We start from the raw sequence: 24,227 nt of genomic DNA on the forward strand, positions 1-24,227 counted from the left end.
CTATTGTCTCTGATCATTCATCAGAATTAAGGGGTGTATTTCAAGATATAAGTACGTGTATAAATCTGATTTTATTCGTGAAGGTTGATAAGCTCAAAAAGCTGATGTCAACTGTTTTTGAGCTTATACTTAGTTCGTACTAAGTTTGTAATGTTTCTGTAAAGATACTGAGAGCAGTTCCCGAGATACATCAAAAAAGCGATAGTGTTAGTCACTCTTTCCTGGCTAGTATTAGCCATGTACTAACATCTATCACTTTCTTGGCTGAACAGAAATTAAGAGATGAGTTGATCCGCTAATGGTTGCGATCGCTCAATTCAGCACTCAATGCCCGCACTAGCAACAGGTTGATTGGTTCGCAAAGGTAAAGGTTGACCTTCCATATGTTCTGGAATCGGTGCGCCCATCAAATCTAAAATAGAAGGGGCTAAATCGAGAACATGACCCGAAGACAAAGTAGATCCGGGTGCAATATCAGGGCCAGCTGCTAGAATAAATCCTTCGGATCGATGGCTGCCAGCGCGATAGGGAGGCAAGGGGCCAAAACGTCCGTATTCTGGACTTTCCATCACATCAGTTGCATATTCTTCTTGCCAGACTACAATTAAATCTGGATCGGGTAATTTCGGATTGCGATCAGCGGCGTTTTCTCGGGTGCGAACAATATGACTCACCATCGGAATACCCTTGCGAGGATCTTTGAGGGCGTGAAGCTTTTCACAGAGATCGTCACAAACTGCATCGTACTCGGAAGGATCGACAATTCCGTTGGGTTCACGACCTTTGAGGTTAATCCGGATGTAACCCTCAGCAAAACTGGGGATAGCAAACGCTTTCATTTTCGGCCAGAGCGGTTTGTACCATTGAGCTGGGTTCCAAGGAACCACAGTTTCTCCCTGACGTTTGAGTTGGAACGGAGAAATCAAATCATACTCTCCGCGAGTATCAAGATAGGGTTCAATTAACTTGAAAATCCGAGTCGGAGTTTCTCGTCGAAGGAAGCGTCGAATCGGGTTAGGATCGTTCTTCTGACCCCACAAATGCCGCTCCCAAAAGTTCCACTTCATTTTGGTAATCGGTGGCGGTAAGGGTTCGGAAGTTTTGCCATCCCCAATCCCACATTTTCCGGGGAAACTGTAGCGATAGAGAAACTCCGGTAAGAAAATAAAGCTCGGTAAGTCAATCGTTGCCGCCCCAGTACCATGATCGGAGAACAGAACCACATGAGCATTTTCTGGAGCTTGGGCTAAGATCTCACCAATGGCTTTATCCATCGCTTGGTAGACCGCCAGTAGAGGGTCGTGGGAAACCTGGGGTCGCAGTTTCTCATGGAGGGGATGATCCGGTTGACTCAGATGCCAGAAAACGTGACCACCGCCATGAGATTCACTGAATACGGTTAAGAATAAATCCCAAGGCTGACGCTGAAGCAAATCCTGACAAATTGCCGAACGCCGTTCAATCCCGGTGACAAACCTCTCTTCAAGTTTCATGGTAGTTTTGACATCCAGGCAAACCGCATAATCATTGTGAAGACCGGGGTGAGGGCCGTGTTTGTCAATGATCTCTTGGTACAGGGATTCCGGTATTGAACTGCTGGGGATTTGAGGAGAGTGGGCGCCCCAAGCTCCGATTTGCAAACCATGAGTTTGATGATTGAGTCGTAGTTGGGGAACATCAAAGGTGATGACTTGATAATCTTCTCCCAAGGCGGTGAAGGGACGGAATTCCTGGTAGTCATAAGCCGCACGAGTTTCGGTTTCATAAGTGCCTTCGCGAAACCCCATTGCCGCCCAATACCCTGTTTTTTGGGGGCGACAACCCGTAGCAAAGGTTGTCCAAGCTGTTTCGACGTTTGAGTCTTTGAAGTTTCTTAAACGGCTATATATGCCTTGTTCTCGTAAGCGGCTTAAATTTTTTAAATATCCTTTAGACATCCACTCTTCGAGTAAAGGAGGTTGAGCGGCATCTAATCCAATAGCAATAACAGGATTCTTCGAGTTTTGCATAAAATCAGCCTTCGTTGATTGAGTATTGTGCTTCTTTGACTAACTCCCTTGGCTCAAGCCTCGGGGAATTTTCTAGAACTTTTGATTAATTCATCAGACTCTTAGGCATGGTCAAAATGCCTGATGCTCGTGTACAAGCTTAACAGTAAATTTTCAGTAGAGCTTTCGACTCTCGACAAGAAAAGTATGGATAGTTATAGCTCAGAAAAAACGTTTTCAGTCTCACCTAAACTCGGCTTGCTTTGGGTGAAACTTCCATGAGCCGATGTATTAAATTCAAGACCTAATCACTGTTTTTGAGAACTATAAAATAGAGCCAAGCTCCTTGACAGGTTAGACCGTAAAGACTTCTGTATTTACATGACTTCAATGATGAGTCTGTTTTGCCAAAGATGCACGTACCTATTATACTCTACATCATCAGGGAACGTCCAGAATTCAATCTAGGTAAGGGCTGGTGTCAATATTTGCTTCTGTCCTGGAGAAAGTATGTTTCGCTGTATATGTGTTCAGGATCAACAGAAGGTAGTGCTGAGGTAACTAAACTGGGACTCTCTCTCCCTTGAGATCTGCAAAATCTGTTTAATGACCCAAATGCTGTTGAAGTTAACAACAATATTATCTGAAGAAAACGAGAGGAAATAAAATGATTAAAGATTTGATTAAAAATGTAGCCTATCCAATCATAAAATCTCGTCCAGATTTCTTGATAGTCGGAGCGCAAAAAGCGGGAACAACATCACTGTATAACTACTTGATTCAGCATTCCAACGTGATTGAAAATAATTCTTTTAAAGAAATTCACTACTTTGATAAATTCCAAAATTATCAGAGAGGTTTTGGATGGTATCTAGGTTACTTTCCCTCTAAAAAACAAAAAGAAAATAAGCTGACACTTGATGCCACACCTGAGTATCTTTATTTTCAGCATATTCCTCAGCTAATCAAGAAAGATTTAGGTAATATTAAAATGATTGCTATCCTCAGAAATCCAGTAGATCGAGCCTATTCTGCATGGAAAATGTATCACAGCTTTTCCGAAAATCCTCATGATCATCTCAGAAATATAGCGGATAAAAGAACTTTTCCAGAAGCAATCGAGGAAGAACAAAAGGGTATCAAATTTGAATATCCTTATGATTATATTAATCGGGGTAAGTATGCTGAACAATTGGAAAATTACTACAAGCATTTTGCTAAAGAGAGCTTACTTATCTTAAACTTCAATCAATTGAAAGATGATCTAGACAATTTACTCAATAGTGTCTGTGACTTTCTCAGTCTGGAACGTTTCTCCTCTGAAAAACTGCAAGAATTAAAGGAGACAAAATACAATTATGGAAAGTATAATTTTGCCAAAAGTGAGTCTGATCTTCAGGTTATTCAGCAGCTAAAAGATGATTTTATTCCCTATAATGAAGAACTTTACAACCTATTAGGATATCGCTATACCTGGTAGTTATGCAATCTATTGATATATGAACAGTTTGTGCGATTTTCTCGAAAGAATATGATGATCGTTTGAACGGGGAAAATAGGCTGAATATAGATCTAAAATTATGATCAACATACTTCAGTCTGCTTAACTTTATCTGCTAATTAATAGCTCCAGAGTTAATCTTCAGTATTTTGCATTTACTAAATCTTTACATTCAAAATCTATAAATTTTACAAAACCTGATTGTATGTGAAAGTTGGATCTTTGTATAATTCTAGATATTAAAGTTAAAAAGAGAGAGAAGTCAAGTATGATTTCTTACAAACATAAGTGCATATTCGTTCACATTCCAAAGACTGGTGGTACAAGTCTGGAAGATCTGATTTGGCCGATGGCAAAAGACAGAACAGAATCTAGTTTGTGGATGGGATTTAGAAGCGGATTTCATAATAAGTATCAGACGGGAGGATTACAACATCTTCTTTCTACCCAAATTAGGCAAGAAGTGGGAGAGCAAGTTTTTAACAGTTTTTTTAAATTTACAGTTGTTCGCAACCCTTGGGATAAAGCAATATCTCAGTTTTCATACATGAAGAAAAGAAAATCTCTGAGAGATTTTCTGGGAATGTCAGAAGATGATTGCTTCAAGCAATACCTCTCGCTAATTCCCCAAAAAAATCACGTTCAATGGGAGCATCAGTATAAGTTTGTTTTTGATGATCAAGGTTGTCTTTTAGTTGACTTTATTGGAAGATTTGAAAATTTTGAACAGGATGCTTACAAGATACTGGATCAGTCAGGAGTCAAGACCAAAATATTGGGGATAAGAGTTAAGAAGATACCACATACGAACAAAAGCAATCGTTTGCACTACACTGAGTATTATGATACAGAATCAAAAGAGATCGTGCAGAATCTATATCAGAAAGATATAGAGATTTTCAACTATATGTTCTAGATTGTGTTAGGCTAATGACAAGATCTAATAAATTTGGAATTGTGACCTAAATAAAATTTAAGGTCTGATATTCAATTTTTCATTGAAGCTTTAAAATCACTAATATGGGGATTGGCTTCATCAAACCCCGAAACATCTCAGGAACTGTGGAGGTTGAAACTTGACTCAGATCGGACTAATTGCTATCGGACGCAATGAAGGTCAACGCTTGCGTCAATGTCTACTTTCAGTATTAGAGAAAGCGGACTTGATTATTTATGTCGATTCAGGATCGACAGATGGTAGTGTAGAGATGGCGCGATCGCATAGCGTTGAGGTGATCGAACTAGACTTGTCTATTCCCTTTACAGCAGCTCGCGCTCGTAATGCCGGATTTCAACATCTGCGACAAACTCACCCAGAAATCGAATTTGTGCAATTTGTCGATGGTGACTGTGAAGTGGTCGAAGGCTGGCTGGAAAAAGCTCAACAAGAACTACTCACCAAACCTGATGTTGGGGTGGTCTGCGGACGTCGCCGAGAACGTTTTCCAGAATCTACGGTTTACAATCAGTTATGTGATATTGAATGGAATACTCCAGTTGGGGAAGCTGAGGCTTGTGGGGGTGACTCCATGATGCGAGTTGAAGCATTTGAACAAGTGGGGGGATTTAATGACTCTATCATTGCCGGAGAGGAACCCGAACTCTGTGTACGGTTACGTCAACAGGGCTGGAAAATTCTCCGCCTTGATGCTGAGATGACCTTACATGATGCTCAGATGACTCGTTGGAACCAGTGGTGGAAACGGATGCTCAGAGCGGGTCATGCTTACGCAGAAGGGGCTTGGTTACATGGTCAATCTCCCCAACGACATTGGGTCAAAGAAAGTAAAAGTATTTGGCTGTGGGGATTGTTTATTCCATTATTGGCTCTGGTACTTGCTTTTCCTACCCATGAATTGAGTTTATTACTGTTGCTGGGTTATCCGTATTTGACTTACCGAATTTATCAGTATTATACCCAACAACGGAACTATTCTAACCGCGAATCAGCACTTTATGCCCTCTCTTGTGTCTTGGGTAAATTTCCTCAACTGCAAGGCCAGATGCAATTTCATTTCAATCGCTTACTGGGTCGTCGCCGGACATTGGTAGAATACAAAACAGAGTAAAGGTTTGTTGAAGATTCTATGATTTATAATGTCCGATATCCTGAAAATATTCTCAATTTATTCTTGGTATTCACAGTATGGAAACTTCTTTAGAGTTGAACCCGATTAGTGAAAAAACAAAATCCAAAGTTTCAGCAACAGAACCCGATTGGAATCGGGAAAAGTTGAAGAATTGGTGGTCTCCAAGCCGACAACTGATTAAATCAATTCGTCAATATCAAAAATGGCAAAAACAAGGTGGACTTTTTGCTAAATTCTTCCAAAATATACACGTCCTAGAGCATCGATTTTGGAGTGTCGCTTCGGGTGCAGATATTCCTTTAAACTGTCAACTAGGTGGAGGGTTAGTGCTGACTCATCCCAATGGAATTGTGATTCATCCTCAAGCCATGATTGGCCCCAATTGTCTGATTTTACAGCAGGTAACGATTACCAGAGGGGTTCAAATTGGGGGTCATGTTGATATCGGAGCTGGGGCTAAAATTCTCAAACAAGCTTGTATTGGCGATCATGCTAAAATTGGGGCAAATGCCGTTGTGATTTGTGATGTCCCTCCTGGAGCCACAGCCGTCGGTATTCCCGCTCGGATTATTCCAGCTAAAAACTCAGACAACAGTGATCATTCCCCACAAACATTAGAAGATTCCGAAGCTCTCCAGTAGAAATACACCCTTAAATCAATTTATAATCCAAATTTCCGCTTTCGATTGGGTAAAATAGTACGCCAGTTTGTTTTAGCCAGAGCAAGTTGTTGTTCAGAAACTAAAGCATGAGTTAAATTAGCCCCACACAAGTTAGTCCCCCGCAGGTTTGCATAACTCAGATTTGCGTAGGTGAGATTAGCACCCCGTAAATCAGCATTTTCTAAATTGGCATAACTCAAGCGAGCATGAGTTAAGTTGGCATCTTTAAAAATCGTATCTGAGAGAGACGCTCGAGCAAAATCCACTTTAGATAAATCCGCATTTTGAAAATTTGTCTGTTCTAAGCGAGATTTGGTAAAGTAAGCACCTGAGAATTTTTCACTCCGTAAGTTTAAACCCTGGAGATCACAATCGGTAAAATAGCGATCGCCTCTGATATAAGCATCATGTAAACTGCTTTCATCCCAACGATGAAGTTTGTTTCTCGCTGGAGTATTCGCAGATGTAAACATAGTTGCAGTCGGAGCGCCTTGAGTCGCACTGATCCCCCCATCAACAGACGCAAAATTTTCTCCGAGTTGGGTGTATTCTTTTTTCTGACGCCGAGCATTACGCTCTCGAATTTGTTTTGCCTGAGATGCAAAGGGTCGTAACGCGGTACTCTCGTCGTCACAATAGATCGTCGTTTGATTATCTTGTTGATGAGTCTCCACTTGTGTAGGTGCTTCAGAGACACGAGGCTCCGGTTGAACCGATAGTCCATCAGAAAAATCGGTGTAGAACTCCGTTTCATGATCCAACGCACCTAAAACTTCTTCAGCCGACTGGTAACGTTGATAAACAGACATCTCCAACATTTTCTGCAAAATAGCTGCAAAAGAATCACTCACCGACACTAGCGCACGCCACAACACTTCCGCAGTAATCGGATTATGATCGAGAGAACTCGGAGATTTTCCCGTCATCAAATAAACACAAGTCATCCCCACCGCATAAATATCACTCGCATACACTGGCCGTAGAGCCATCTGTTCTGGAGGAGCAAAACCCGATGTTCCAATGGCAAAATTGGTAAATGCGGTTTGTCCAGTTCCAAATTCTGTAACCTGTTTGACCTCATCTTTCACCGCCCCAAAATCAATCAAAACCAATCGTTGATCTTGAGCGCGTCTGAGAATATTAGCGGGTTTGATATCACGGTGAATGACTTCGTGAGAGTGAATATAGCTGAGAATGGGTAAAATTTCTCGTAGAAATGCTTTAATGTCGTCTTCGGTATATACACCCGATTGCTGAACTTCTTCTTTTAAATTACGACCATCAACATATTCTTGAACCAAATAAAACTGCTGCTTTCCTGAAAAATAATCCAGCAGTCGAGGTATTTGAGGATGATCGCCAATTTTCCCCAAAGTCGTTGCTTCCCGTTGAAAAAGCTGACGTGCCATTTCTAAAACCCGGGCTGATTTCGCCACAGGGCGGAGTTGCTTAACGACACATTTGGGAGAACCCGGTAAGGACAGATCCTCTGACAAGAAAGTGGCACCAAACCCACCTTTACCCAAAGGCTTGATCACACGATAGCGATTTCGCAACACCAACTTTGACCGACAGGTTTGACATTGAGACGCATCCTCCGGGTTTTCAGGATGGGAACAAGCTGGATTGATACAGTAACTCATAGTCTTCGAGAATGCTTCAACTTCAAGTTTAGCGGAGACAGACAAGACAGCTCTTAAGCCGACATCATCAGGCTTTCGAGAAACTGATCATGAGCGACAGTGGGTTGAGCTTTGCCGACAGGTAACATAGCAACCAGCAGATGCACAGATATCATGTCAATAGATAGTTTCCCCCTATCTCTATTATTCACTATAGAAATAAGAATTTCCTGAAAACTTAACCCGATCGGCTCAATTTTTGACGGGCGCTGAACCTTCCTCTTTCCTTTATGATGATAACTGGACAATTCAACTGCCTGAACTCAACCCTAACACTGATGATCAAGGAATTCATTAAGATGAGTTCACTTTCAGACACAGACCTTGAGCTGTAAGGTCTAGACCACCTCTAAGCATAAACACTGAACCCCTGATAAAAGAATGCGTATTTCTCTAAATTGGCTGCGAGAATTAGTAGACATCGAAATGACTCCCGAACAGTTAGCTGAAACGTTAACTATAGCTGGCTTTGAAGTTGAAGACATCGAAGATCGCAGCACTTGGGCTGATGGCGTTGTTTTAGGAAAAATTTTAGAAGCCACTCCTCACCCCAACGCCGATAAACTCAGAGTTTGTCAAGTTGATATCGGTAATAGCGAACCGCTGAATATTGTCTGTGGCGCACCCAATGCAAAAGCTGATTTAATTGTCGCTGTCGCAACTATCGGGACTTACTTACCCCAGGTTGATCTCAAACTGAAAAAAACGAAACTGCGGGGCGTTCCTTCTGAGGGAATGATCTGTTCTTTAGCAGAATTAGGGTTAGAAAAGGACTCTGATGGAATTCACGCCTTTAATCTCGAAAACCCCCAGTTAGGAACTGATATTCGACCTTTACTCGGTTTGGATGATGTCATTTTAGATGTCACAGCTACGGCGAATCGAGCCGATGGTTTAAGCATGGTGGGAATTGCTCGGGAAATCGCGGCTTTAACGGCGGCTTCTTTACGCATCCCGGAAGCGACAGGTCTTTTGATCGAAGACAAAAAAGCGTCTTTGAAATTAGCTGTTGACGTGAGTGAATCCCAAGCCTGTCCAATTTATACAGGTACAATCATCGAAGGCATTAAAATTGCACCCTCTCCTCAGTGGCTCAAACAGCGTTTACAAGCCTCTGGTGTACGACCGATTAATAATGTGGTCGATATTACAAATTATATTATGCTGGAATGGGGACAACCTCTACACGCTTTTGATTTAGATCGGCTACAAAAAATTACCGCTTCTGAGGATTTAACCATTGGGGTAAGGTTGGGAAAATCGGGTGAATCCCTCAAAACACTCGATAGCCAAACCCGCAAACTTAAAGACGAAACGCTGCTAATTACTGCTAATAATCAACCGATTGCTCTTGCCGGAATTATGGGCGGTGAAGATAGCGAAGTCTACGAAGAAACGCAGAATTTAATGTTAGAAGCGGCAGTCTTTAGTTCTGTAGCGATTCGGCGTTCAGCACGGGGTCAAGGACTACGAACAGAAGCTTCTACTCGTTTTGAACGAGGTGTTAATCCGGCTGAATTAGTTCTGGCTTGTTGTCGAGCGATTTCATTAATTACAGAACTCGCAGGTGGAGTTTCCACACAACAGGAGTCAGCAAGTAGTGTCGTTGATGATGTCACTTCTTCTCAAGTTCCTCTGCGTTTGAGTCGGATTAATCAAATTTTAGGTTCTCTAAAACGGGGGGAAAATACGTTAGTTGAATCTTTCCTACAACCGGAAGAAGTTGAAGGAATTCTCACCGCGTTGGGCTGTGGATTGATGCGTCAAACTCCCATCAAAGAGAACAAAGATGTTGTTTGGACTGTGACGGTTCCCGCTTATCGCGCACGAGATTTGGAACGGGAAATTGATTTAATTGAAGAAGTCGCCCGTCTGTATGGTTATGATAATTTTTCTGATACTTTACCCCATCAAAGTGTACCGGGTTATCTCACTGAAGATCAGTTAGCCTTGCGACACCTGCGAGCCGCATTTCGAGCCGAGGGACTAACAGAATTAATGCACTATTCCCTCGTTAAGCAGGAAGGAGAAAATCAAGTTGTAATTTCTAATCCTTTATTTGTGGAATATTCTGCTTTGCGAACCGAAATGTTATCCGGTTTAATTGATGCGTTTGCATTTAACTTAGAAAATGGAAATGGGCCGTTAAATGGCTTTGAAATTGGCCGAGTTTTCTGGAAAGAAACAGAAACTTTTCAAGAAAAAGATGCGATCGCCGGAATAATCGGAGGTGATACTACTCAAGGACATTGGACGCGAGGTGGACGAGAACAACCCATCACTTGGTTTGAAGCAAAAGGAATCCTGGAAGCTATTTTCAAACGGTTGTATTTGTCGGTTGAATACCAAAAAGAAACTAAAATCAAACCATTACATCCCGGAAGAACAGCGTCTTTATGGTTAAATGGAAATCATTTAGGTGTATTTGGTCAACTTCATCCTCAGCTTCAAGAACAACGAGACTTACCCAAAGACGTTTATCTATTTGAGTTTAATTTATCAGTTTTAGTGGAAGCCATGACTCAAGGGGATAATTTAACTCGGAAATTTGGTTCTTTCTCGACTTTTCCGCCTTCTGATCGCGATATTGCGTTCTTTGTTGCGGAGGAAGTTTCCGTTGCTGATCTGGAAAAATGTATGATTAAAGCAGCCGGAAATCTGTTAGAATCAATTAAACTGTTTGATGAATATAAGGGTGAACACGTTCCTGAAGATCAACGCAGTTTAGCATTTCGTCTCGTTTATCGGGCTAGCGATCGCACGTTAACTGAAGAAGAAGTTGAACCCAAACAACAAAAGGTTCGTGAGGCGTTAGTCAAGCAATTTAATGTCAACCTCAGAAGTTAATTGAGTTAAGTTTCTTGTTTAGAGGTTAGAATCATAAAACTAGCCTCTAACTCAAGATTATATCCTCAAAACAATGCCAAAATATATTCTATTTGGAACCTACTGCGATAATGTTTTAGAAAAGCGAGAACCCTACCGAACAGATCATTTAGAGGGAATCAAGAAACAAAAAGAAGCCGGAATTGTGATGACAATTGGCCTAACTCAAGATTTAACAAAAGTTTTTGGAATTTATGAAGCTGAAAACGAAGAAATGGTAAGAAAATTGATTGAATCTGATGTATATTGGCTGAATGGAATTTGGATAGAATACGAAGTGAAAGAATGGATTCAGGTGTTCTAAAATCTAGTGATTAATTTCACTCAATTTCATCAGGATTAACGCCCAACTCCCTTAATTTTTGAGCCATTTTTTCTCTGAGTTGTTGTTCTTTTTGTAAACGTTCAGTTCCCCAAAGTAACAATTTTCCCGCTTCATCCCACCACCGCAACCAATAACCCGTTCGGTTCGTTTTAGTTCCTCGCCAAACCCCTAAAAATAATCCAATATTCTCAATCCAATACTGTCCATTTTCGTCCGGTTGTTGAAGTTTGTAGCCCAGAGAGGTATCGAGTTGATAAACTTCTAACCATCCCGCATTCGGTTCAAAAATTACATTAATTGGAATTTTAAGAATCTGTTCATAATAGTACCATTTTCCGGGCGGATATTTTGATTTGATCGAATATTCACCGTCTTCTGTCTCCGACAAAAACTCCATTACAATTGCAGGAATTTCTCCTTCTAAATTGGGCGTATAACTGGGGTGAGTTTATCTTATATGAGTGTTGCTATTCAACCCGTCGTTAACACCACTGGCTAACTTTCTCCCGTATTATTTTTTGTTTTGTCGAGAGAATTTTAGATAAGTAATTTTGCTTATTTACTTTCGATAAAAATCGATCAAAACTTAACACTTTTTTTATACCCGACGATTGTGGCAATTACTGATCCTTCCTTGATACAATAGGTTAAGCAAATCTTAAAAGTCATCATTCTGTTCACTGCGTACATTTTTTTGTATCTTAAGGTTTACTTCATCAACTTTCTCGGAGAGAATGAAGACAGGAGAGAATGATCCCTATAGTGCTTGTCGTTTAAACGAGGATATTGTCAGAATGTTATTCAAATGTGAACTTTGGCCCGGTAGCATCTGTAAATGTGATGTGACTATTCACTGTAAGCCCGATGGGAGTAAAGTGATCACTGTTACAGAATTACCTTGGAACAACGGAATTAGTATCGGTCGAGCCTTTGAGATTTTATTAGACCAAATTTGTCAAAAATACTACATCGATCCCGAGCAAGTCATGTATTTTGAACGCATCCTCGAACGGGGAAGTTTAGTTGACCGTTGGTTTTTAGTTCATTTTGATGTCGTCGAAAATAGAGTCTGTAATCCTCATTGGCAAAATGTTAGTTATAGTTTCGTTCGCTCGGCGATGACACTTTCATTGACAACTCAGGATCGATATTAAACTCAAGACTCGTGAACCCAGTTGAGCAACTTCATACAGTTGTGATAAAAGTTGTATATCGTAATTGGGAAAACAAGATGGAACTGGTTGAGATCTTGACTCGTCAACTCGGGGTGCAGGAACAACAAGCCAAAGGAGGAGCCGGACTCCTCTTTCAACTGGCTCAGGAACAATTGCAAAACGAACAATTTGATCAAATTGCTCAGTATATTCCGGGTATGGGTGAACTCCTCAGTGCTGCTCCTCAAGCTGGCGGAATGGCAAGTGCTTTAGGGGGGTTAGCTTCAGCGATGGGAGCGCCTGCATCGGTTGGAAATCTGGCGAACTTAGCCGGTGGATTTTCCAAACTGGGCTTAAATACCAGTATGATTAATATGTTTGTGCCGATTATCCTGTCTTATATTCAAGGAAAAGGGGGCATCGGAGCGAGTCAGTTACTAGAACAAGTTTTAAAATAGTTCCAATATATTTTTAAAATTTTTGTTTCTGATCGCCTGAGCTAATGGCGACAGCCCCGCGTTCTATCGAAGATGAACGTCGGGAAGGATAGCCCGACAAATTAAGGACTCGATGTCCGAAATTTTGTCAATTAGGAGTTTTTTGATTCTCAACATATTCTTTTAATTGTGAAACAGTTACACCTCCGCAACTAGCAATAAAATATGATTCATTCCATAAAACTGACTTTCTATAAACATCAGCTAATTCTGGAAATTCAGTTCTTAAACGACGACTGGTTATAGATTTTAAGTTACCTACAAACTTAGGTAATTCTAATTGTGGGTAATATTGGAAAAGCAAATGAATGTGGTCTGTTTCCCCATTAACTTCAATCATCTGACAATCCCATTTACGGCAAAGTTCCCATATGATGGTTTGAAGTCGCTCTATTATAGCTCCTGTAAACACTTTACGTCGATACTTAGTTGTCAAAACCAAGTGGGCTTTTAAGTCTGATATTGCTCTCCCGCTAGAGACAAAATCATCTTTCATGTTGTCACCGTGCCTGTTTTATGTTACAGTCATTGTAACAGGTCGAGGTTTACCATGATAATTTCTTACCAATATCGTTTAAAACCTAATTACGAACAACGTTGTCGTCTCAACAGTTGGCTAGAAAAATTAAGGTGTCAGTACAATTATTTGTTAGCTGATAGATTTGATTGGTGGGAAAACAACAGAAATTACGTTAATTCTTGTCCTTTAGTTTGTAGTATTGCTGAACCTAGAGAACAACCAGAATACTATAAACAAAAAGATCCCTTGTTCAATTAAAACAAGAGCGACCTTGGTATAAGACATCCATGCTCATGTTTTGCAGATATGGTCAAACGAGTCGATCTAGCTTTTAGTCGTTATATCAAGGGAGATAAAAATGGAAAACGTAGCGGTAAGCCTCGATTTAAAGGAAAGAATAGATATCGAACAATTGGGTTTCCTTCTATTAAGCCTGATTGTGTTAACAATAATCATATTACTTTCCCCAAATTAGGCAATATTAAGTTTATTCAACATCGTCCTTTACCTGATGGGTTGACAATTAAAAGAGCTTTAATTACCCAAAAAGCTGATGGCTTGTATGTAACACTAACACTTGAAGATAAATCAGTTCCTAGCCTAACTGTAGATATTCAACCAACAGAAGAAAACAGTTTAGGTATTGATAGTGGTTTAGAGTTTTTTGTTGCTTGCAGTGATTTAACTGCTGTTAAACTCCCTAAATTCTATCGCCAATCCGAAGATAAATTAGCTAAACTTCAATCAAAAAGAGATCGTAGAAAATTAGGGTCTAAAGCCAGAAGAAAGCTCAACCAAAAAGTAGCGAAACTTCATCAAAAGATCGCAAGGCAACGTAAACAATGGCACTATGAAATTGCTAATCAACTCTTAGATAAAGCTGATGTCTTATTTGTTGAAGACTTAAAGGTATCCAATATGTCTAGGCGAAATCAACCTAAGCAGGGAGAAAATGGAACATTTCTACCTAATGGACAATCAGCTAAATCTGGGTTAAACAAAAGTTTTGCTGATGCTGGTATCTCTGGATTTCTTAGCGAGATACTTCCTGGCAAAGCTGAAAAAGCTGGCAAGAAAGTAGTTAAAGTCAATCCAAAAGGTACATCTCAACATTGTGCAATTTGTCTTAATCGTGTTCCTAAAGAATTATCAGATCGTTGGCATTCTTGCGCTTGTGGTGCATCAATGTCAAGAGACATTAATTCGGCAATATTAATAAAAAAAGTGGGGTTGGGCGTTCGCCTCACTATAAAACGCAAATCTTCTGATAATAAGAAGAGGAGAAGCCAGCGTTCTGTTGCCTAAGCAACGAACGTCTGGAGTACGTCACTATTAATCGGGGTGCAAAGTTTGCGCCCTAAAGTTAAAAAAATAAAATTTTCGAGTCGGAAAAACCATGTCAACTTAATTCGACTCAACAAAGCGATCGCTGGCTTCTATTAACGCCGAACGAATTCCCGGTTCACTCATCGAATGTCCCGCATCAGGAACGACAATAAACTCAGCTTCTGGCCATGCTTGATGAAGTTCCCAAGCCGTTTTCATCGGACAAACCACATCATAACGTCCTTGAACAATTGTGCTTTGAATCTGACGAATTTTATCAATATTGTTCAAAAGTTGGTCTTCCGGTTTCAAAAAGCCTCCATTGACAAAATAATGACATTCAATTCGAGCAAATGCGATCGCAAATTCATCTTGACCAAACTTTTGCTTTAAATTAGCATCAACATAGAGTTTACTCGTACTTCCTTCCCAAATTGACCAAGCCTTCGCCGCTTCCAAACGAATATTAAAATCCTCACTATTGAGACGTTGAGAATAAGCTTGCAATAAATTATCTCGTTCTTCTACAGGAATAGGTTTGAGATATTCTTCCCAAGCATCAGGAAAAATATAACTTGCTCCTTCTTGATAAAACCAACGAATTTCCGGCGATCGCAATAGAAAAATTCCTCGTAAAATCAAACCATTACACCGATCTGGGTGAGTTTGACTATAGGCTAAAGACAAGGTACTTCCCCAACTTCCCCCAAAAACCACCCATTGTTCAATCCCCAAACAAGTTCGTAATTTTTCAATATCGGCAACCAGATCCCAAGTTGTATTTTCCCGTAGTTCAGCGTGAGGGATACTTCGTCCACAACCCCGTTGATCAAACATAATAATTCGCCATTTTTCGGGATGAAAATATTGACGATATTCGGGTAAACAACCGCCCCCTGGCCCACCATGTAAAACAACAACAGGTTTTCCTTTTGGGTTCCCTGACTGTTCAAAATAAATGGTATGGAGATCGCTAACTTTTAGGGTACCTTGGATATAAGGTTCAATGGGGGGATAAAGTTCTCGCATGAAAGTTAAAGCGCTTCGCGCAGGGAACAGGGAACAGGGAACAGGGAACAGGGAACAGGGAACAGGGAACAGCGCTTGCCTTGCGGCGGGCGCGGTTTCCGGCGAGACTTAGTTTGCAATCTTAGGGAACAGAAGAGAGAAATGTCTATAGTGTAAGGCTTTGAGCAATTTCTTACAATGGCGATCTGTAAATAGACGACTCGCGACTTGCTATAAAAGCCGGAAAAGTTCTCTGTTTTACCGATCTAGAGTGTGAGATTTTGAGGGAAGTTAACTTCCCCCGAATTGGAATTAATTTGAAGCTGAATTTAAACGATCGCGTGCAGCTTTGAGTGATAATCTAACTTGTTCAAACCCAGTACCCCCGTAGCTATTACGGGCTGAAATTACTTGTTTGGGAGTGATCGCATCATAGATATCATTTTCAAAGGCTGGATGCAAACTTTTCCATTCTTCTAAGGTTAAATCCTTGAGTAGTTTTCCGGCTTCTAAACAGGTAATAACCACTTTCCCAACTAAGTTATAAGCTTCTCGGAAGGGTACGCCTTTTGTTGCCAAATAGTCGGCGACATCAGTAGCGTTAGAAAAGTCTTCACTAACAGCTTGGGTTAAGCGTTCAGTTTTAAATTCGATTCCTTCTCTTAACAGAATGGTCATCGCTTCTAGACTGCCTTTAACCGTTTTGACGCTATCAAATAAGCCTTCTTTGTCTTCTTGCAGGTCTTTATTGTAAGCCAAAGGTAAAGCTTTCATAATCACCAGCATTGCCTGTAAATGCCCAAAGACTCGCCCGGTTTTGCCGCGTACCAGTTCGGGAATATCGGGATTTTTCTTTTGGGGCATGATACTCGAACCCGTCGAACAGTTGTCTTTGAGGCTAATAAAACTAAATTCCTGGGATGCCCATAAAATCATTTCCTCAGACAAGCGACTCAGGTGAACCATAATCAAACTCGCCGCCCCGAGAAATTCTATCGCCCAGTCGCGATCGCTAACGCCGTCTAAACTGTTAGCATAAACCTTGCCAAATGTCAAGAGTTCGGCACTGTAATGGCGGTCAATCGGAAAAGTCGTTCCCGCCAAAGCCCCACAACCGAGGGGAGAAATATCCACCCGCTTATAGACATCTCCCAGGCGTTCCCAGTCCCGTTGAGTCATTTCCACGTAGGCGAGGAGGTGATGAGCTAAACTCACAGGCTGGGCGCGTTGGAGGTGCGTATAACCGGGGATAGGCGTTTCGACGTGAACTTCAGCGAGATCGAGTAAAACCCGTTGAAAGTCGAGGAGTTGAGAGCGAATTTGTTGAATTTGATCGCGGAGATAGAGGCGAGTGTCCGTTCCGACTTGATCGTTGCGAGAACGACCTGTATGGAGTTTTTTACCCACATCTCCGGTAATCTCAGTTAAACGGCGTTCAACGGCAAAATGAACGTCCTCAGCTTCTACCCCAGGATGAAAGTTTCCCTGGCGATATTCTTGGCGAATTTGTTCTAAACCTGCAACCAGTTTTTCGCCTTCATCGGGAGAAATAATCCCTGTTTTGGCCAACATTTTGGCATGAGCAATAGAACCGCTCAGATCATACTCGATCAGTTCGATATCAAAGCCAATACTGGCATTAAAAGTGGCGATCGCTGGATGCAAAGCGGTTTTAAACCGATCACTCCATGTTTTTGGATTGGTCATCAGAAATAAGAATTACGAATTAAGAATTAATCAAACGTGGTGGTGAGGGTCAGAAAAATAAGAGTTTTCACCCTTTAAGGTAAAACACTCCTAATCCACCACCCGATGCCGACTCCGATTAAAAGCGCCCAAAGCTGCCCAGTTTCAATCAAATTATTCCAGACTTTTTGGACGTTAGCCACCAGGTCTACATCGCTTTGTTGAGCGATCACCGTGTAGTTTGATGAGGATTGCCAGAACCAGTGAGAAAGAGTATTCACACCTGTCATGCCATCACATCCTACATCAAGAAGCATCATGGCAAATTTCCTCGGTTGAAGGTTGAACCTGCATAACAACGAGTGTCATATCATCAATATTGTGACTACCGGGGCCGACAAATTGTTGAACTTGCTCAAAAATATAATCTAGAATCGCTTGTGAGCTATTGTAATTTTGGCAAGCCCATTCAAAGGCATTTTGCAGATTTTCTTCATCAAAGCGTTCGCCTTTTTGATTAGCGGCATCGGTGAATCCATCAGTGTAATAAACAATGATATCTCCCTGATGAAGTTGAACCTGTGCCTCTGAATACCGAGTATCGGCATCTAAACCAATCAACATTCCCAAGGTATCGAGTTGCTGAATAGAGCGAGTTGATGCTTGCCATAACAATGGCGGATGATGAGCGGCGTTACTGTAAGACAGGATACGAGTTGTCGGATCGTACTCTGAATAAAATAGAGTCACAAAGCGATTGGAGGTTTCGAGATCGGCGTACATGACGCGATTGAGGTGTTCAAGAATTTTGGCGGGACTGTGGCGGTTGAGAACCTCTGCCCGTAACATTCCCCGAGTCATGGTCATAATTAACCCCGCCGGGACGCCCTTACCCATGACATCGCCGATGACAATACTCCAATTTTCCTGAGTTTTCTCCTGACTGATCGACTCAGAAGTGACCGAGGGGCGACTTTCTCTTTGATCGAAGTTGGAAGGAATAAAATCATAATAATCGCCACCGACTCGGTTAGCGGTTTGACAATGAGCGGCAACATCCACACCGGGAATTTTCGGGCATTTTCGGGGTAACAGACGCACTTGAATTTCGGCGCCAATTTCTAATTCGCGATCAAGGCGTTCTTTTTCCCGTAGAGAAACGGCCAGTTCATCATTGGCAATGGCAACGGCGGTTTGATCGGCAACCAGACGCATTAATTTTTGGCGTGTGGGTGTCCAGTGATAGTTGAGGTCATGGCTAAAGACATATAGCCGTCCCCGTTCAATATTATTAACTAAAATTGCCGTTCCAAACACTTGCACCTCTGGCCCTAAAAAATTGCTGACTTGGTAATCAAGATTAGCAATATAGGATTTGAGCATATTTTTGGGCATCCGATCCACTGCATTCAGGGGCTGGACGCTAACTTGACGAGTCGCCGTTTCTAGGGCTTGGCGAATATCTTGACACTGACGGCCTTCTTGACAGTGTAGGCGTTGAAAACGGACTTGGCCGTTTGGTTTAAATAAAACAAGGGCACCGCCATCGGCATCTGTAACCCGACTGGCAACGAGGGGAGTCAATTCTAAAAATTGGTTGAGATTCTTAAAACTACGGAGGGCAAATCCGAGAGAACTCAACAATTCATTTACATTCTGCTGTTCACGATGCAAACGAGCCACCAGTTCTTTCAGCGTTCTGACGGGGGTAATTTCCGTCGGCGTTGATTGACGAGCATTGGACTCTGGGGTTCGCGTTGCGTCTCCGGTAGAGAATCGATCAGAGTGATGTGACAAGGGCAGAGCAGTCATATCTGGTTCAGATAATGGTTTTTACAAAAATGGGATATACTGAGTCACTCGGATTTTAGGGGGTTACTCCGACGCTCAAGAAGATCAACAATCAGTCATTCAAGGATTTCTGAATTTTGGGCAGCCAAGCCGGGTTTCCCTCATCTCAAATCTCAACAAAACTGCTTAACCAAAAATGCGACTTAGCCACTGAGTAAAGCTTCTATAAACTCATAGCTTGAAAAAGGTCTCAGGTCTTCGATACTTTCCCCCACACCAATAAAACGAATGGGTAAACCTAACTTTTGGACAATTGCTAGAGCAACACCACCTTTAGCAGTTCCATCTAATTTTGTCAAGACTACACCACTGAGTTGAGCAGCTTCCGCAAAAACTTCAGCCTGACGCAGACCATTTTGACCGAGAGTTGCATCTAATACGAGTAGGGATTCTACGATCGCATCGGGTGCTTTTTTTTCAATAACCCGGCGCACTTTACTGAGTTCTTCCATCAAATTTTTCTTGTTTTGCAGGCGTCCGGCAGTATCGACTAAAAGCAGTTCGATGTTTCTGGATCTAGCGGCTTCCATTGCATCAAAGACAACGGCTGCTGGATCGGTATTTTTGCCGGGATTGGCAATTACGTCAACCCCACTGCGTTCACCCCAGATTCTAACCTGTTCCACGGCGGCGGCTCGGAAAGTATCTGCTGCGGCTATCAGGCAACGATAATCAGATTTTGTCGCAATGTGACCAATTTTTCCAATGGTTGTCGTCTTGCCTGCACCATTAACTCCCGTCATCAACCAAATATTTAAAGTGTCTTTCTGGGGAGCAAATAAAGGACTATAACCATTTTGATAGGGTCGATCGAGGAGTTCTCGCAGAATTTGCTTGAGGTAAGCAATTGCTTGTTCGGGAGGGAGAATTTCGGTGCGAATTTTCTCTTGGAGTGCGGCAATTACGGTATCGGTGGCTTCAACGCCGACATCAGCTTGTAAGAGTAAAGATTCAATTTCCTCTACTGCTTCCTCGTTTAATGGCCCCTGACCGACGATCGCTTTGAGTTGGTTGAGCAAGTTGCGGCGAGTTCGCCCTAATCCACGCCACAGTTTTTGCAACCAGGTAATTTCTTCGAGAGCGACATCTTCAGGACGACGACCTTGATTGGCCAAAACTTCCGCCGACCACATAAACATCTCATCAAATGTCATCGCTGACTGTTCAGCTTGAACAGGTGTTGTTGCGGTGGTGACGGGTTCGGGTTCTTCTTGGGCGGTTTCTTTTAAACGTTCAATTCGGGCTTGACGTTCGACTTGAGATTGCGCCCATATAGGTAAGGGGGCTGAGGCGGTGGTTGTTTTTTCGACTTCCCCTGCTTCCTCTGCTTCCTCTGCTTCCTCTGCTTCCTCTACTTCCTCTGCTTGGATTTCGGGAACCTCAGTTGAGGAAAGTTCGGGAGAATCGACAGGAATCACTGATCCCATTTCTGGTTCAATGATAGTTGCAGGTTCGGTTACGGCTTCAACGTCTGTTTTTTCAGCTTCCTCGGTTTGGATCTCCTCTGGCGGTTCCGGAGTGGGTTGTTCGTCTAGCGTTTCTACCGCGTGAGTCACGAACTCCGGTTCGGGAGGGATCTCTTGAGGCTGTGATTGTTGTTCCTGTTTGGTTTGCAGATTTTGGTAAGCTGTTTTTGCCCACTGGAGATAATCATCAGGGGATGTTGTTTTTGCGGTTGTCGGTGGGGACTGTTGCTCCTCAGACGGTTGAGGTTCGGCTTGGCGTTCCTCCTCAGAGGGACTTTCGGTGTCTACCGATTGTTCTGCTGATGGGGAAGTTGCGTCCTTCGTATCAAACTTACGACGAAACCAATTGAAAACCATTGCACTGACTCGCTCTTGATTTGAGACTATTTCTAAATTATTAATAGTTTGTCAGAATATTGCCCAATTAATGAATCCTTTTTTGAATCCAATTGAAATTAGACCGTATGACTCCTTGATAGTTGTAACACTTATCCTGACTGTTGACCAATAGAAGACTACGACTAAAGATAGAGTGATCATATTTATTTTGCATCAAGAGTATGAGTAATTACTTAAAATTGGCAACTTCCTCTGCTGAATAGAAATCACTGACAACAGATTCTAAACCGTAAACTTGACCAAATCTTTACAGTTTTTACAGGTTTGCTTTAAAAAAGCTTTACCGACAAGAAAATTATGATATATTGATCGGTAAAATCAACCGAGTGATAATTTGACCCGGATCAAGTTTTTGGAGTTGAAACTGACCTCCCATCTGATGAAGAATACGCTCTACAATCATCAAATGTTGACCGGGTGGACGATCTAGGGTAGAAGGCTTCAGCAAATCAGAAGATCGACCCGCTTCTAGATCCCGAATCAGGTGAGGATGGATCAGACCCTGATCCGTAATTACAAATTCCAGATAGTGTTCATCTAATGCTTGAACGGTAATCTCAATTACCCCCTTTAACGGCGCTCGATAACAAGCGATCAGCAACAATTCATAACAGACCAGTTCCAGTTTAAGACTATCGGCGGTTAACGAGAGATTCCTCTGTTGTTGAAGTTGCAGCAAAAGTTGGCGATTTTTCATCACGGGTTGAATCCGATCGTGAACTCGTCGTAGTAAGTTAGAAACAACAATTAAATCATGGCGATTATGAAGTTGCCACTGCTCCCGTTTGAGTAATGATGAAGTCGAAGCTAAAGTCTGACTAATTTGGCGGATAAGCTGTTGATAGCGCAAATTCGTCAATTGATATTTATGTTCATCGATATCGGGAAAGGGGGATTGTTTGAGTTCAGTGAGTTGTTTGATTCGACTCCCAACCACACGATAAAGTTCTTCTAAACGCCGTTGTTTGTACCAGTTGAGCCATTCGAGTTCTTCTCGTTGTTGAGACAAACTACTTTGAACTCTTAGAGAGCGTCGCATCCAGGCCAACTGAGTTACAAATCCCTCTAAAAGCTGACGGGTTTGTTGAGATTCATCCTCGAAATGAGGACAATCGAGAATCAGTACACCTGTGGATAAATGTTGGGAATGAGTTCGTAATGCGATCGCCCAAATTTGATCACAATCGGACGGACAATTGAGCCACTGACGGGTAATTGTCGGTAGACTGTTGATGTCTTGGCAAACAATCCCTTCCGTTCCTAAAACCTGTTGAATCAAAGGATCCTGCTCAATATCTATGGTAATATTTGTTTCCGGGAGAACGGACTGTTGTTGTTCATAGCGCTGAACGATTTCACCGTGTTTTTGGCTTTCTGTCCAGGTGACAAGAAGCAACAAATGACTCGACAAGTTCAGGGCTATTTGTTCGGTAAAGCGACGTTCTAACTCACAAATTTCATCGGTTTGCTGGCTAATCTGCCAACCGACCGCACTCATCTGACTAAGTTGATGCTGAACTTCCACCTGATGGTTGAGGTGCCATTGTTGCAAGATTAACCCTAATTGTTGGGCGACTATTTTCACTAAGGCTGATTCGGTTTGAGTCCAGGTGCGAGGGCTGGTATGACCAATAACGAGCAGTGAACGACGTCTGGTTGGGGTTTTGATGCCGGGATGATCATCCATTGGACAGACTAATAGCGATCGCACTCCTATTTCCCGTAAGGGTTCACTCCAAGCTGATAGGGTGGGGTTGTCATCCCACTGTTCGACGGCGATCATGCCTCTGTCTTGAAACTGCTGTTCGTTTTCAAGGGTGAGCATTGCTAGAGGGGTGGTGAGCAAGCGATGATCGGGCAGTGGATTTTGATACAGTAGATCAAACTGGTGGTTGGTGGGTCGTTCTTCGAGTAGAAAAAAGTATTCGCTTTTTAAACGCTGACACAGGCGCTCGGCGCTACTGGAGAGGAGAATGTGCCAGTCTTCATCGGTGACAATGGCTCGGGCGATTTCTGCGGTTAAGGCGTGATTTTGCTTGATTTTTTTGATTGTGTCGTTCATGTCCGCTAGAGGTGCGATCACGCCCAGGAGTTGAGCCATTCCTCGGACAAAGGTTTTCTCGGTGGTTTGCCAGATGCGAGGGTGTTTTCCTTCGATCGCTAAAAATCCCAGGAGTTCTCGGTTAAAAATGATCGGGGCGGCGAGTAAAGATCGGACTCGCATTCTTCGCATTAAGCGTCGCGTAATTTCGGCTTTGAGGGTGCTGTGAGATTGACCAATTGAAACTAAGCGATCGCTGGCTAAAGCTTGATAGAACTCGGTTAAATCTTGTAGATTAATTCCGGAAGCCGCACGGGTAATCATGGCTTCTGGTGTTTTTTTGAGGTTACTGCTACGTCGCCAAAAGTAACGTCCGTCTTGATGATACCAATAAATATTGGTGCGTGTGGGTTGAATAAATCGATGGGTTTCTTTAACGACGGCTTCGAGATAGTGATCGAGACGCACAAAACGACGAAACTCAGATAATAATTTGAGTAGGGAGGCGCTCGGATGTTTGGTTTGCTGACGTTGCCAGTCGGTTTCGATGTGATGCAGTGCGGTTGCTAGTCCCCCTAAGATGATCGAAAGATATTCGGTTTCGGTGGTTTCCAGATAGCGATCTTTTTCACTTGATCCGAGTAAGACTAAGCCAAAGCCGCGATCTTTGTGTCGCAGTGGATAGAGAAGGGTTGAGTGAATATTATAGGTTTGGGCGAGTTTACACCACTCTCCGGCTCGGGTTTCGGTTTGTAAGTCGGCGATCGTAATGGGTTGTAATTGAATGATCACTTGTTCGAGTAAATCTCCGGCGATCAGAGGAAATCGTTGTTTGAGAAAACTTCTTTCCTCATCGGGGGTGATTCCCCCTTTACCGACTAACTGATGGTCGAGGCGATCGTACAAACCAATCCAGATTAAACGATAGTTGAATTTCGTTTGCAGATAGGATAAGCTGATTTGCAATAGGATATCTACGTTGTCTTGTTCTCGCAATGTTTGGAGAACTTGACTGAGGGTCATCGCCTGCACCCGACCTGTTGAATTTGAATGCTGCCCCATAGGAATTAAACTCTTTAAAAAATTTTGAATTTGATTAAAATCTCACCACGGTGAGTGGCGATCACAGGACTTTTAATCGTTTT

At 42.3% G+C, this 24,227-nt stretch carries 20 protein-coding genes; 10 read left to right on the plus strand and 10 right to left on the minus strand.

The features are described from left to right. Positions 1-317 precede the first annotated feature (317 nt). Positions 318-2,009, minus strand: coding sequence for an alkaline phosphatase family protein (locus L8106_RS09555; RefSeq protein ID WP_009784061.1), 1,692 nt, complete (start codon positions 2,007-2,009; stop codon positions 318-320). A 646-nt stretch (positions 2,010-2,655) separates the two neighbouring features. Here L8106_RS09555 and L8106_RS09560 point away from each other — a divergent pair. The 4 genes from L8106_RS09560 to L8106_RS09575 all read left to right on the plus strand — a co-directional run bounded on the left by L8106_RS09560 (position 2,656) and on the right by L8106_RS09575 (position 6,220). Further along, entirely contained in the window at positions 2,656-3,468 is an 813-nt protein-coding gene (locus tag L8106_RS09560; RefSeq protein WP_009784062.1) for a sulfotransferase domain-containing protein, read from the plus strand. Positions 3,469-3,757: 289 nt separating this feature from the next. Next, positions 3,758-4,405, plus strand: a complete 648-nt coding sequence (locus L8106_RS09565) for a sulfotransferase family 2 domain-containing protein (RefSeq protein ID WP_009784063.1) — start codon at positions 3,758-3,760, stop codon at positions 4,403-4,405. A gap of 160 nt (positions 4,406-4,565) precedes the next feature. Beyond that, positions 4,566-5,558, plus strand: a complete 993-nt coding sequence (locus L8106_RS09570; RefSeq protein WP_009784064.1) for a glycosyltransferase family 2 protein — start codon at positions 4,566-4,568, stop codon at positions 5,556-5,558. 77 nt (positions 5,559-5,635) lie between these two features. Further along, positions 5,636-6,220, plus strand: coding sequence for a serine O-acetyltransferase (locus tag L8106_RS09575; protein WP_009784065.1), 585 nt, complete (start codon positions 5,636-5,638; stop codon positions 6,218-6,220). A gap of 20 nt (positions 6,221-6,240) precedes the next feature. On the opposite strand, the gene L8106_RS09580 is transcribed toward L8106_RS09575, so the two are convergent. Then, entirely contained in the window at positions 6,241-7,884 is a 1,644-nt protein-coding gene (locus tag L8106_RS09580; protein ID WP_009784066.1) for a serine/threonine-protein kinase, read from the minus strand. 420 nt (positions 7,885-8,304) lie between these two features. Here L8106_RS09580 and pheT point away from each other — a divergent pair, with 420 nt between their 5' ends. Together pheT and L8106_RS09595 are read left to right on the plus strand one after the other, a co-directional pair. Further along, complete coding sequence (gene pheT / locus L8106_RS09590; RefSeq protein ID WP_009784068.1) at positions 8,305-10,770, plus strand: phenylalanine--tRNA ligase subunit beta; 2,466 nt, start codon at positions 8,305-8,307, stop codon at positions 10,768-10,770. A gap of 73 nt (positions 10,771-10,843) precedes the next feature. Beyond that, positions 10,844-11,113 carry a YciI family protein gene (locus L8106_RS09595; RefSeq protein ID WP_009784069.1) on the plus strand — a complete coding sequence of 90 codons (270 nt, stop codon included), beginning with the start codon at positions 10,844-10,846 and terminating at the stop codon, positions 11,111-11,113. A 16-nt stretch (positions 11,114-11,129) separates the two neighbouring features. Here the strand turns inward: L8106_RS09595 and L8106_RS09600 are convergent, their stop codons facing one another. Beyond that, a complete protein-coding gene (locus tag L8106_RS09600) occupies positions 11,130-11,531 on the minus strand; it encodes a hypothetical protein (protein WP_009784070.1) in 402 nt (133 codons plus the stop codon). 337 nt (positions 11,532-11,868) lie between these two features. Here L8106_RS09600 and L8106_RS09605 point away from each other — a divergent pair, with 337 nt between their 5' ends. After that, entirely contained in the window at positions 11,869-12,288 is a 420-nt protein-coding gene (locus L8106_RS09605) for a hypothetical protein (RefSeq protein ID WP_009784071.1), read from the plus strand. Positions 12,289-12,365: 77 nt separating this feature from the next. Beyond that, positions 12,366-12,746: a DUF2780 domain-containing protein gene (locus tag L8106_RS09610; protein WP_009784072.1), complete on the plus strand. Its 381-nt coding sequence runs from the start codon at positions 12,366-12,368 to the stop codon at positions 12,744-12,746. A 127-nt stretch (positions 12,747-12,873) separates the two neighbouring features. Here L8106_RS09610 and tnpA read toward each other — a convergent pair whose 3' ends face one another. After that, a complete protein-coding gene (gene tnpA, locus L8106_RS09615) occupies positions 12,874-13,281 on the minus strand; it encodes an IS200/IS605 family transposase (RefSeq protein WP_009784073.1) in 408 nt (135 codons plus the stop codon). Between the two features lie 54 nt (positions 13,282-13,335). On the opposite strand from tnpA, the gene L8106_RS33560 reads away from it, so the two are divergent. Both L8106_RS33560 and L8106_RS09620 read left to right on the plus strand, forming a co-directional pair. Continuing rightward, entirely contained in the window at positions 13,336-13,563 is a 228-nt protein-coding gene (locus L8106_RS33560) for a helix-turn-helix domain-containing protein (protein WP_009784074.1), read from the plus strand. Positions 13,564-13,611: 48 nt separating this feature from the next. Further along, positions 13,612-14,610 (plus strand): RNA-guided endonuclease TnpB family protein, encoded by a 999-nt coding sequence (locus tag L8106_RS09620; RefSeq protein ID WP_009784075.1) that lies wholly within the window; start codon positions 13,612-13,614, stop codon positions 14,608-14,610. A gap of 99 nt (positions 14,611-14,709) precedes the next feature. Here L8106_RS09620 and pip read toward each other — a convergent pair whose 3' ends face one another. The 6 genes from pip to L8106_RS09650 form a co-directional block, all read right to left on the minus strand. Then, entirely contained in the window at positions 14,710-15,660 is a 951-nt protein-coding gene (gene pip, locus L8106_RS09625; RefSeq protein WP_009784076.1) for a prolyl aminopeptidase, read from the minus strand. 291 nt (positions 15,661-15,951) lie between these two features. Next, a complete protein-coding gene (argH, locus tag L8106_RS09630; RefSeq protein WP_009784078.1) occupies positions 15,952-17,346 on the minus strand; it encodes an argininosuccinate lyase in 1,395 nt (464 codons plus the stop codon). A 74-nt stretch (positions 17,347-17,420) separates the two neighbouring features. Further along, positions 17,421-17,645, minus strand: coding sequence for a hypothetical protein (locus tag L8106_RS09635; protein WP_009784079.1), 225 nt, complete (start codon positions 17,643-17,645; stop codon positions 17,421-17,423). Continuing rightward, a complete protein-coding gene (locus tag L8106_RS09640) occupies positions 17,632-19,137 on the minus strand; it encodes a PP2C family protein-serine/threonine phosphatase (protein WP_009784080.1) in 1,506 nt (501 codons plus the stop codon). Before L8106_RS09640 ends, L8106_RS09635 begins: the two co-directional genes overlap by 14 nt. A 182-nt stretch (positions 19,138-19,319) precedes the next feature. Further along, on the minus strand, positions 19,320-20,999 hold the full coding sequence (gene ftsY / locus L8106_RS09645; protein ID WP_009784081.1) for a signal recognition particle-docking protein FtsY: 1,680 nt from the start codon (positions 20,997-20,999) through the stop codon (positions 19,320-19,322). Positions 21,000-21,336: 337 nt separating this feature from the next. After that, positions 21,337-24,144: a GAF domain-containing protein gene (locus L8106_RS09650; protein WP_009784082.1), complete on the minus strand. Its 2,808-nt coding sequence runs from the start codon at positions 24,142-24,144 to the stop codon at positions 21,337-21,339. Between the last annotated feature and the right edge of the window lie 83 nt (positions 24,145-24,227).

This window comes from Lyngbya sp. PCC 8106, assembly GCF_000169095.1.
Taxonomy (GTDB): Bacteria; Cyanobacteriota; Cyanobacteriia; order Cyanobacteriales; family Microcoleaceae; genus Capilliphycus.

Coding starts and splice junctions, on each gene's coding strand:
- L8106_RS09555 (WP_009784061.1), bottom strand. CDS start 2,009: ATGCAAAACTCGAAGAATCCTGTTATTGCTATTGGATTAGATGCCGCT.
- L8106_RS09560 (WP_009784062.1), top strand. CDS start 2,656: ATGATTAAAGATTTGATTAAAAATGTAGCCTATCCAATCATAAAATCT.
- L8106_RS09565 (WP_009784063.1), top strand. CDS start 3,758: ATGATTTCTTACAAACATAAGTGCATATTCGTTCACATTCCAAAGACT.
- L8106_RS09575 (WP_009784065.1), top strand. CDS start 5,636: ATGGAAACTTCTTTAGAGTTGAACCCGATTAGTGAAAAAACAAAATCC.
- L8106_RS09580 (WP_009784066.1), bottom strand. CDS start 7,884: ATGAGTTACTGTATCAATCCAGCTTGTTCCCATCCTGAAAACCCGGAG.
- pheT (WP_009784068.1), top strand. CDS start 8,305: ATGCGTATTTCTCTAAATTGGCTGCGAGAATTAGTAGACATCGAAATG.
- L8106_RS09595 (WP_009784069.1), top strand. CDS start 10,844: ATGCCAAAATATATTCTATTTGGAACCTACTGCGATAATGTTTTAGAA.
- L8106_RS09600 (WP_009784070.1), bottom strand. CDS start 11,531: ATGGAGTTTTTGTCGGAGACAGAAGACGGTGAATATTCGATCAAATCA.
- L8106_RS09605 (WP_009784071.1), top strand. CDS start 11,869: ATGAAGACAGGAGAGAATGATCCCTATAGTGCTTGTCGTTTAAACGAG.
- L8106_RS09610 (WP_009784072.1), top strand. CDS start 12,366: ATGGAACTGGTTGAGATCTTGACTCGTCAACTCGGGGTGCAGGAACAA.
- tnpA (WP_009784073.1), bottom strand. CDS start 13,281: ATGAAAGATGATTTTGTCTCTAGCGGGAGAGCAATATCAGACTTAAAA.
- L8106_RS33560 (WP_009784074.1), top strand. CDS start 13,336: ATGATAATTTCTTACCAATATCGTTTAAAACCTAATTACGAACAACGT.
- L8106_RS09620 (WP_009784075.1), top strand. CDS start 13,612: ATGGTCAAACGAGTCGATCTAGCTTTTAGTCGTTATATCAAGGGAGAT.
- pip (WP_009784076.1), bottom strand. CDS start 15,660: ATGCGAGAACTTTATCCCCCCATTGAACCTTATATCCAAGGTACCCTA.
- argH (WP_009784078.1), bottom strand. CDS start 17,346: ATGACCAATCCAAAAACATGGAGTGATCGGTTTAAAACCGCTTTGCAT.
- L8106_RS09635 (WP_009784079.1), bottom strand. CDS start 17,645: ATGATGCTTCTTGATGTAGGATGTGATGGCATGACAGGTGTGAATACT.
- L8106_RS09640 (WP_009784080.1), bottom strand. CDS start 19,137: ATGACTGCTCTGCCCTTGTCACATCACTCTGATCGATTCTCTACCGGA.
- ftsY (WP_009784081.1), bottom strand. CDS start 20,999: ATGGTTTTCAATTGGTTTCGTCGTAAGTTTGATACGAAGGACGCAACT.
- L8106_RS09650 (WP_009784082.1), bottom strand. CDS start 24,144: ATGGGGCAGCATTCAAATTCAACAGGTCGGGTGCAGGCGATGACCCTC.